Consider the following 9,295-nt stretch of genomic DNA (forward strand, 5'->3'; position numbering starts at 1 on the left):
AATCGTATTTATTAATAGTGTAACATCTACGAGTATCTACAAAACACCTTCAATTTACTATTTTGAACATAATCTCATCTTGTCCTTTACAAATTTAAAGCTAAGTTTTATTATAAAAGTATAATAAAGATAAAAAAGGAGATTTATAATGAATATTGCTACAATTATTGATCATACTGAGCTGAAACCAGATGCAACAAAAGGACAAATTCTTCAATTAATAAAGGAAGCAAAAGAAAATAAATTTGCCTCTGTTTGTGTAAATTCTAGGTGGGTTAAACAAGCAAGTCAAGAATTATTAGGTAGTGGGGTTAATGTATGTGCTGTTATAGGATTTCCTCTTGGTGCAACCACAACTGAAACAAAAGCATTTGAAGCTAGTGATGCCATAAAAAACGGTGCCACAGAAGTGGACATGGTTATTAGCATTGGTGAACTAAAGGATAAAAACTACGAATATGTAGAGCAAGATATTAAAGCTGTTGTTGAAGTAGCAAAAGGAAAATCATTAGTAAAAGTAATTATTGAAACTTGTCTTTTAACAGGAGAAGAAAAAGTAAAAGCTTGCGAACTTGCTAAAAAAGCAGGTGCAGATTTTGTAAAAACATCAACAGGATTTTCTAAAGGTGGAGCAACGATCGAAGATGTTAAATTAATGCGTGAAACAGTAGGCAAAGAGATGGGTGTCAAAGCTTCTGGTGGTATTCATACCAAAGAAGAGGCTACAAAGATGATTGAAGCTGGTGCAACCCGTATTGGAACAAGCTCAGGTATTTCCATCATTTCTTAAATATTAATGTATAAATTAATAATAATACTATTTATTGTTAATTTATACATTAATTATTTTTTGTTTTTTTTATTTAAAACATTTTTTACAAAATTTGTTAATGTAATTGTTGTATAACATCATTATAAGTTTATACTTATTAAGGGGGAACGTCAAAATGAAATATATTATTGGGATTGTCGGGTTATTTGTTGTCCTAGGACTTGCATGGATTACTAGTACTCATAAAAAAAAGATAAAATACCGTCCTATCATTATAATGATTATTCTACAATTCATACTTGGTTTTATCTTACTTAACACAGGAGTTGGTAATTTTTTAGTAGGTGGAATAGCAAATGGCTTTGAGTTATTGCTTAAATGTGCTGGGGAAGGTGTAAATTTTGTATTTGGTGGGTTAGTTAATACGGACCAGTCAACATTTTTTATAAATGTTCTTTTACCAATTGTCTTTATTTCTGCTTTAATCGGTATATTGCAACATTGGAATATACTACCGTTTATAATAAAATACATTGGTTTAGGCTTAAGTAAAATAAATGGCATGGGTAAACTAGAATCTTATAACGGAGTAGCATCGGCTATTCTTGGTCAATCAGAAGTATTTATTTCAGTAAAAAAAGAACTTGGTTTATTACCAGAACATCGCCTTTATACGCTTTGTGCATCAGCTATGTCAACAGTATCTATGTCTATAGTTGGTTCCTATATGGTTCTTATAAATCCTAGATATGTTGTAACTGCACTTGTTTTAAATTTATTTGGTGGATTTATTATATCTTCACTTATAAATCCATATACCGTAACTGACGAGGAAGATATTTTAGTAGTTAAGGGAGAAAAAAAGCAATCATTCTTTGAAGTTCTCGGTGAATATATTATGGACGGATTCAAAGTAGCTATCATAGTTGGTGCTATGTTAATCGGATTTGTATCTATAATTGCTATGGTTAATATGATCTTTAAAGGTGTTTTCGGTATTTCTTTTCAAAATTTACTTGGATATGTATTTTCACCCTTCGCAGTTTTAATGGGCGTACCTTTGAGTGAAGCAATACCTGCCGCAAGTATAATGGCAACAAAATTAGTATCCAATGAGTTTGTTGCCATGATTAATTTGACAAGTGGTAATATACATTTAACCGCACGAACAACGGCTATTGTTTCTGTATTTTTAGTATCTTTTGCAAACTTTTCATCTATTGGGATCATTTCAGGCGCAGTAAAAGGACTCAACGAAAAACAAGGAAATGTTGTTGCTCGGTTTGGTCTAAAACTACTTTTTGGCGCAACATTAGTAAGTATATTAACAGCAACTGTTGTTGGTCTAATTGTATAATATAGAAAAGATTAAAATAAATAAAATAAAAAGGTGGTAAAAAAATGAGAATGGTAGATATAATTTCAAAAAAACGTGATGGAAAAGAATTAACAACAGAAGAAATTAACTTTTTTATAGAAGGTTATACTAAAGGTACAATTCCTGATTATCAAGCAAGTTCACTCGCAATGGCAATTTATTTTCAGGACATGAATGATCGTGAGAGAGCAGATTTGACAATGGCAATGGTTAATTCTGGAGAAACTATTGATTTATCAAAAATTAAAGGTATAAAAGTAGATAAACACTCAACTGGCGGTGTAGGAGATACAACAACACTTGTATTAGCACCACTTGTTGCTGCTTTAGATATACCTGTAGCTAAAATGTCTGGACGAGGTCTTGGCCATACTGGTGGAACTATTGATAAGTTAGAGTCCATTAGCGGTTTCCATGTAGAAATTACAAGTGATCAATTTATCCAATTAGTTAATCGTGACAAAGTTGCCGTTATTGGTCAAACAGGTAACTTAACTCCTGCAGATAAAAAACTATATGCACTACGTGATGTAACTGGAACTGTGAATTCAATCCCACTAATTGCTAGTTCTATTATGAGTAAGAAAATTGCAGCTGGTGCTAATGCAATAGTACTAGATGTTAAAACAGGTGCAGGTGCTTTTATGAAGACTGATAAAGATGCAGAAAATTTAGCACATGCAATGGTTCAAATTGGAAACAATGTAGGAAGAAAAACTATGGCAATAATTTCTGATATGTCTCAACCACTAGGATTTGCAATTGGAAATGCACTTGAGGTAAACGAAGCCATTGATACACTAAAAGGAGAAGGCCCCGAAGACTTGACAGAACTTGTATTAACGCTCGGAAGTCAGATGGTTGTATTAGCACAAAAGGCAAAAACATTAGAAGACGCAAGGAAAATGCTTCTTGAAGTAATAAAAAATGGTAAAGCTTTAGATAAATTTAAAGTATTCATTAAAAACCAAGGTGGAGACGCTTCAATTGTGGATAATCCTTGCAAATTACCACAAGCAAAATATAAAATTGATGTTCCAGCCCTTGCTAGTGGTGTTGTATCCAATATGGTAGCAGATGAGATTGGTATTGCCGCAATGCTACTCGGTGCAGGCAGAGCTACAAAAGATGATAAAATTGATTTAGCAGTAGGCTTGATGCTGCGCAGAAAAGTTGGTGACATGGTAGAAAAGGGTGAAGCTCTTGTAACTATCTATTCAAATCGTGAAAATGTAGAGGACGTAAAAGCTAAAATATATGAAAATATTTCTATTAGTGATCATGCAATTAAGCCAATATTAATTCATGAAGTAATTACAGAGTAAATATTACTAGTAAGTCTGTAATTATTTATTAATAGTACTCTGTTATATAGTAATGGTTTTAGTTTTAGTCCCGGTGATATCGCCTTTCCTAACAATTATGCCATATTGTTTATCGATATAAAAAATTAATTAAATCAATATAATAAAAAGAATTAAGCTCACATAATTTAAAAACAAAATTCAAACACTACATATATATATATAAACGAGGATGGTGTTTTAATGGATGAAAAAATAAATAATGTAAAAAGCAGAACTAAGCAAGCTAGACTTATGGGAATAAAAGACCCTAAATACGTTGACTGGGGTAATTATAGCTCAAAAATTTGCGGAAGCGTTGGTGGAGCCACTGATGAGACTCCTACAAAAGATGATCTTTCAAGTTTTAAATAAAAGTTAGTTAAATAAGATAAGTGAACGTTGAAATGGAAATGCAACAAGATTTATAGAAATGATTAAACCACTATGAATTACATAGTGGTTTAATCACAGTATTGTATGCTATCTAAATTTTATCTTTATATATATAAAGATACACTTTCATTAATAACACAAAACCATTGGTCGTTTACACGTTTTATACTTTAAATCTATAATCACTGTTAGTTTACTTTATTTTCACTACATCCGGTTTTTAAAATATCGTAAACTCCATCTAATCCACCTTCAACTAGAGCTTTAACAGCCGTTTCTGTATAAAATGCAGTGTGTGGTGTAATTAATACATCCTTACGTCTTGTGAGTTCCTTTAACATCTCATCCTTAATTTCTTTACCCGAAAGATCATTTGTATAGTAATTACCTTCATTCTCATACGTATCTAAAGCTGCAGCAGCAACTTTACCACTATTTAGAGCTTCTATTAACGCTTTTGTATCAACAATTGTGCCTCTGGCTGTATTAACAAAAAATACGCCATCCTTCATCTTATCAAACATAGTTTTATTAAATAAATGAAAATTATCTTTTGTAGCTGGCATATGTAAAGAAATTAAATCTGCTTGTTTAACTACTTCATCAAGTGTGTCCACATATTCTATACAATCTTTCACTTTATCGCTTGGGTATAAGTCAAATCCTATAACTCTTGCACCAAATGCTTTAAAAATTCTTGCTGCAATACATCCAATCCTGCCAGTTCCAACAATTGCAACAGTCATTGATCTTATTTCTTTAGACAAAATATCTTTTGTCCAACGATAATCCTGCCTTTTCATTGCATCTGCAATTTGTATAACATGACGTGTAATATTAAGTGATGCCGTTACAGCATATTCAGCAATCGCATTAGGTGAATAAACTGGCACATTTGTAATAGTTAGTCCATATTTTGTTGCTTTTTTTAAATCGAACATATCGACTCCTGCTGTACGTGATGCTATTTGCGAAATACCCCTAGCATTTAACTCTTTATAAATTCTTTTATCTACTTCCTTTGTTTGACAAAGGCAAAGTCCATCAAAACCTTTCACTAAATCAATATTTTCTAAAGATAGGGGTTCAAAAACGTTTTTAATTTCTATTCCACGCTTTTCACCCCACTCGTTAGACATAACACATTCTTCTTCTCTTGCACTATACATAATTATCTTCATTTTTATTTTTCTCCTTTTTAATTAAGCAGTGTGCACAAATTTAACGTACTCAATTTTTATAATTGCTAATAACTTTATCATAATGTAGTAGTTATTCTACTAACCATAATCTTCTAATATTTATTCTATCATATCACATCATTTTATAAACAAACAATTAATTTACAAACTTTTAACCTCTTAGATATCACTCTTCACTACCTTTAATATAAATTCGAGACAATATTTTATTATGCAATTGCTTATAACAACAACTATTATTTATTATAGTTGTAAATGAGAATCTTCTGAAAGACCTGGTATGATAGCTGGTTAAAATTACTACTTCAAATCCTTAATAGATATAAATTTATAACCATTTTGATTAAACGTCTTGATAATTTGATGAAGTACGGACTTTTCATCATATTTATAAACTGGATATTTATCTTCATTTTCATAAACTTTTATAAATTCAAATTCAATATTAGGATGATAAAAAAAACTTCCTAAAACATTTTTTGGCAAATTATTTATTTTTCCTAGCATATTGTTTAAGTCTTCTTTACCGTCCACATAATTAAGTGGCGTAGGAACATATATGGTTTTATTATTACTTCCTTTATACTCACTATTTGGATCATAAATGTAATCAAAATATTTCTCCATTATTTTATGTTGAAAATTTGTTGCTTCATAATGTGGTGTTTCGAAGAACGTATATGGCATATCTAAGTCATTAGCACATTTTATAGCTAACTTTAGTCTTTCGTGAATACTTTTTTCATCAGTATTATATTTTTCACTAAATTCAATACCATCTATACTCACCTCATTCTTAATTTGATGTGTATAGCCATGAATACCAATAAACCCATTTTTATTAATTAAATAGTCCATAGTAAAGATAAAATCCGCATTATAAATGTTATCAATATTTGATGGGTCATTATCGATATTTCTAGCTTTATCTATATAACGCGGTATCCATGCAATATGAAAAGGTACTCCACATGAGTAAAGATAATCACCTATCACTCTCAATTTTTCTAATTGCTGCGCTGTCTTATATCTTTGCGCAGCTGTTATGTCCTCAAACCTTATTAATGCATACTTTGAACTAGACTGATTTTTTACTAAAGGCACTATCTTTTCTCTATTCCAAAATAAGTTTATTTTCTTATTTTCTATATTCCATTTAGTTTTCAAATCTAACATTGTAACTAAATCAAAAATAGAAATATACATTTCACCATCGCATTTCATAATATTTTTTTTTAGATTAAATTTATCATTCGGATTACCAACAAACCAATATTTTTTATCCTTACTATTTATAAAGATATTTTTATTATTAATACTGATATTTATTACATCATAATTATACACTATCTTACCATTAAGCTTATCGATAAGTTCAGTAAATGGAAGGTATAATCTATTTTTATCATTATATATTGATGCTATTAACTTTAGTGACTTCCCCTCAAATATAATATTTATATTATCCTTTGGTGCTTTTAAATCCGGTATATTACTAAACTTATTATTAGTTAATAGGGGTTTTTTTTGATTTTCAGATTTTTTATTAGTATCATTAATTTCATTAGTTTTACAACTTGTAGAAATAGCAACAAAAATCATAATTATAACAATTATAAAAGATTTTTTTAATTTTACCATTAAAATCACCCTTTTAAAATAAATTTTATTAACTCTACCTTAATTGAATTGGTTAACTATATTTGTTATATTAGCACCAATAATCTGTTTAGCATTATCAATATAATAGAAATAAGTTGCTTTTACTAAAGCAACTTATTTTTTATATAATACATTACATTAATAATGTTACAAAATCTAATTTAGTAACTCACTAATATGTTTAAAATCATATCCTTATAGATAATGATTTTTTTGATAAAACCATGTTTAAATAAATTTTTCAGCGCTCTTCCAATGTTTTGAATCTAAATCGTACTTTTTAAAATCTGGTATAGTTCCATTTGTTTCAATTAAAGCTTTTGCTACTTTTTTAAAATCACTCCTTGTTTCGCATTTAAAGGAATTTGATTCTTCTATTGAGTCCATAGTATCTTCGACTTTTTTTTGGAATTTATTCATTGTAAATCCTCCTTGTTAGGTTAGATAATGGCCTTGAATTGTTTACTTCCTTCAGATTTATTTTCTTGTTAATAGAGATTAATTTAATAGACTCTAATGCTTCGATTACTTAGATAGTTTTAACTATCTAAAACCTTAATATACTCGCTATAGCAAAAAAGTACTTAATAAAGTTATAAACCATAAATATTCTTACCTGACCGTAAAACATAACCAACAGTGTAGATATCATTCCAAATATCAACCTACTCCAAATTGATCCAATAATATACAGTGTTTACTAATTATTAGCCATATTAAAATAAATATGGTACAGTGATATATGTATATGTTTTTTACACATACTACATTTGATAAATAAATTTATTTGGAGGAATATATGACTACAAAAAAAGGTTTTATTTGTGATATAGAAAGTGGTACTAATATAAAAATGTCATTAATGGTAATGAAAATAATGTTCAAAGATGCTTCTAAGTTTGTCTGCATATTAGTAGATAAGAGTGGAGAAATAAAAGCTAATATTCCTACCAAAAATGGAGATATTAAAGAAGGAAGCGTATTAGAAGTTGAGGGATATAAAGATAAAAATTTAGATGTTAAGAAATATAAGTTTATAACGAATTATACTCTCTCAGATTATCTACCAACTGTAAAAAGACCTATTGAAGACATTATGAAGGAAATGGAAGTTCTTACTGATAAATATATAATTTCCAGTGAGGGTAAAGCAATGAATGACTATTTCTTTAAAGATAAAGAATTCTTAGATAAATTTGAAAGAGGAATTGGTGGAGTGTCCATGCATCATAATTACATAGGTGGTCTTGCAGAACATACTCTAAATGTTATGTATTTAACTGCCATGCTTTGCGAAAGATATGAATGCAAACGAACTGAAATAGCATTACTTTGCGCAAAACTTCACGATATTGGAAAAGTTTATGAATTATATTATGATGGTCCTTTTAAATATACCCTTAGAGGGGAAATGGAAGGTCATATTGTTATTGGTGTAGAGTTAATAGATAATGCTACTAGGGAAAATCCAACACTTTATTCAGAAGATTTTATTGCTAGAGTAAAGGGATGCATTGTTCAACATCATGGCAAACCTGAATTCGGTTCTCCTAGAGGAATGAAAATGGAAGAATCATTTATAGTTAATTTTGCAGATTCTACAGATGCTACTATGAACAAAATTTCTCAAGTGAAGGATAAAACAGAATCTGGAAATTGGTCAGACTATGATAGACGAATTGAAACTAGATTATATCTATAGTAAAGTGGGGTGGATAGAATTTGAAAATATTAATTATGAAAGTTACCCTAAGAGCATCTTGGTCACACTCATTAAAAGAAAAGAGAATGGTTGTAAAAAGTATAATTCAAAAACTAAAGAATAAATTCAACATATCAATTGCTGAAGTCGATGATCAGGATATTCATCAAACAATAGTTATTGGAATTTCAGCAATATGTGGTACTTCTGCTCAACAAGATTCCACAATGGAGCATATAATAACCTTTATAGAAAATAATACTGATGCAGAAATAGTTGATATACAAAAAGAAGATGTCTATGACAGTTTTAACCTGTCATAGACATCTTCTTTTTGTATATTTACTTAAATCATTATGCTAACTAATCTTATTATTATGCCCAAATCTCTTCTGCAGTTGGAACCTTAGCATCCTTATTAAAATACCCTATTCTAGATATATTTATTAAGTGAGTATACGTAAAGTTTTCAGATATTGAATTATTTCCCCATGATCCACAACCAAGAGTTGTAGATGGATTGAATCCATTATTGAAACTTCCGCCTGTTCCTGTAGACGATACTTGATTAACAATAAATCTACTTATTGGTAAAACCGTTCCTGCATATTCAATATGATCTTTATTATTTGAATGAATAGATGAAGTATGTCCTGCACCATCAAGTAAAAGATTAGTCTTAGCTATTTCTACCGCTTCTTCAAATTTATCGTAAGCAAACGCGATCAAAATTGGGCACATTACTTCTTTACAAAGTAAATCTAATTCTCCTGCACCCTTAGGTTTTAATATAATAACCTTGGTATTTGCTGGAATTACAACTCCTGCTAAATCAGCAAC

General features: G+C 29.7%; 9 protein-coding genes and 1 pseudogene. 6 read left to right on the forward strand and 4 right to left on the reverse strand.

From position 1 onward, the window contains the following. The first annotated feature begins 148 nt into the window (after nucleotides 1–148). The 4 genes from deoC (at nucleotide 149) to LGK95_RS13240 (ending at nucleotide 3,868) form a co-directional block, all read left to right on the forward strand. Nucleotides 149–790 carry a deoxyribose-phosphate aldolase gene (deoC, locus tag LGK95_RS13225; RefSeq protein ID WP_226125261.1) on the forward strand — a complete coding sequence of 214 codons (642 nt, stop codon included), beginning with the start codon at nucleotides 149–151 and terminating at the stop codon, nucleotides 788–790. Nucleotides 791–947: 157 nt separating this feature from the next. After that, the gene (locus tag LGK95_RS13230; RefSeq protein WP_226125262.1) at nucleotides 948–2,129 is read left to right on the forward strand and encodes a NupC/NupG family nucleoside CNT transporter; all 1,182 of its coding nucleotides are present in this window, start codon (nucleotides 948–950) and stop codon (nucleotides 2,127–2,129) included. Between the two features lie 44 nt (nucleotides 2,130–2,173). Continuing rightward, nucleotides 2,174–3,475, forward strand: a complete 1,302-nt coding sequence (locus LGK95_RS13235) for a pyrimidine-nucleoside phosphorylase (RefSeq protein ID WP_226125263.1) — start codon at nucleotides 2,174–2,176, stop codon at nucleotides 3,473–3,475. Nucleotides 3,476–3,697: 222 nt separating this feature from the next. Continuing rightward, the gene (locus LGK95_RS13240) at nucleotides 3,698–3,868 is read left to right on the forward strand and encodes an alpha/beta-type small acid-soluble spore protein (protein ID WP_226125264.1); all 171 of its coding nucleotides are present in this window, start codon (nucleotides 3,698–3,700) and stop codon (nucleotides 3,866–3,868) included. A gap of 209 nt (nucleotides 3,869–4,077) precedes the next feature. Here the strand turns inward: LGK95_RS13240 and LGK95_RS13245 are convergent, their stop codons facing one another. From LGK95_RS13245 to LGK95_RS13255, 3 genes are all read right to left on the reverse strand, one after another. After that, the gene (locus LGK95_RS13245) at nucleotides 4,078–5,070 is read right to left on the reverse strand and encodes a D-2-hydroxyacid dehydrogenase (RefSeq protein WP_226125265.1); all 993 of its coding nucleotides are present in this window, start codon (nucleotides 5,068–5,070) and stop codon (nucleotides 4,078–4,080) included. Nucleotides 5,071–5,391: 321 nt separating this feature from the next. Then, nucleotides 5,392–6,732 (reverse strand): DUF2334 domain-containing protein, encoded by a 1,341-nt coding sequence (locus LGK95_RS13250; RefSeq protein WP_226125266.1) that lies wholly within the window; start codon nucleotides 6,730–6,732, stop codon nucleotides 5,392–5,394. A 249-nt stretch (nucleotides 6,733–6,981) separates the two neighbouring features. Next, the gene (locus LGK95_RS13255) at nucleotides 6,982–7,173 is read right to left on the reverse strand and encodes a hypothetical protein (RefSeq protein ID WP_226125267.1); all 192 of its coding nucleotides are present in this window, start codon (nucleotides 7,171–7,173) and stop codon (nucleotides 6,982–6,984) included. 379 nt (nucleotides 7,174–7,552) lie between these two features. Here LGK95_RS13255 and LGK95_RS13260 point away from each other — a divergent pair, with 379 nt between their 5' ends. Beyond that, nucleotides 7,553–8,455, forward strand: a complete 903-nt coding sequence (locus LGK95_RS13260; protein WP_226125268.1) for a 3'-5' exoribonuclease YhaM family protein — start codon at nucleotides 7,553–7,555, stop codon at nucleotides 8,453–8,455. A gap of 20 nt (nucleotides 8,456–8,475) precedes the next feature. After that, nucleotides 8,476–8,778 (forward strand): DUF503 domain-containing protein, encoded by a 303-nt coding sequence (locus LGK95_RS13265; RefSeq protein ID WP_226125269.1) that lies wholly within the window; start codon nucleotides 8,476–8,478, stop codon nucleotides 8,776–8,778. Between the two features lie 52 nt (nucleotides 8,779–8,830). Here LGK95_RS13265 and LGK95_RS13270 read toward each other — a convergent pair. Beyond that, a pseudogene (locus tag LGK95_RS13270) lies at nucleotides 8,831–9,295 on the reverse strand (aldehyde dehydrogenase family protein); the annotation flags it as partial.

Source organism: Clostridium algoriphilum (genome assembly GCF_020443705.1).
Taxonomy (GTDB): domain Bacteria; phylum Bacillota; class Clostridia; order Clostridiales; family Clostridiaceae; genus Clostridium_AD; species Clostridium_AD algoriphilum.

What these genes read in the sequence shown, in the direction of transcription:
- deoC (WP_226125261.1), top strand. Translation starts at nt 149, where the DNA reads ATGAATATTGCTACAATTATTGATCATACTGAGCTGAAACCAGATGCA.
- LGK95_RS13230 (WP_226125262.1), top strand. Translation starts at nt 948, where the DNA reads ATGAAATATATTATTGGGATTGTCGGGTTATTTGTTGTCCTAGGACTT.
- LGK95_RS13235 (WP_226125263.1), top strand. Translation starts at nt 2,174, where the DNA reads ATGAGAATGGTAGATATAATTTCAAAAAAACGTGATGGAAAAGAATTA.
- LGK95_RS13240 (WP_226125264.1), top strand. Translation starts at nt 3,698, where the DNA reads ATGGATGAAAAAATAAATAATGTAAAAAGCAGAACTAAGCAAGCTAGA.
- LGK95_RS13245 (WP_226125265.1), bottom strand. Translation starts at nt 5,070, where the DNA reads ATGAAGATAATTATGTATAGTGCAAGAGAAGAAGAATGTGTTATGTCT.
- LGK95_RS13250 (WP_226125266.1), bottom strand. Translation starts at nt 6,732, where the DNA reads ATGGTAAAATTAAAAAAATCTTTTATAATTGTTATAATTATGATTTTT.
- LGK95_RS13255 (WP_226125267.1), bottom strand. Translation starts at nt 7,173, where the DNA reads ATGAATAAATTCCAAAAAAAAGTCGAAGATACTATGGACTCAATAGAA.
- LGK95_RS13260 (WP_226125268.1), top strand. Translation starts at nt 7,553, where the DNA reads ATGACTACAAAAAAAGGTTTTATTTGTGATATAGAAAGTGGTACTAAT.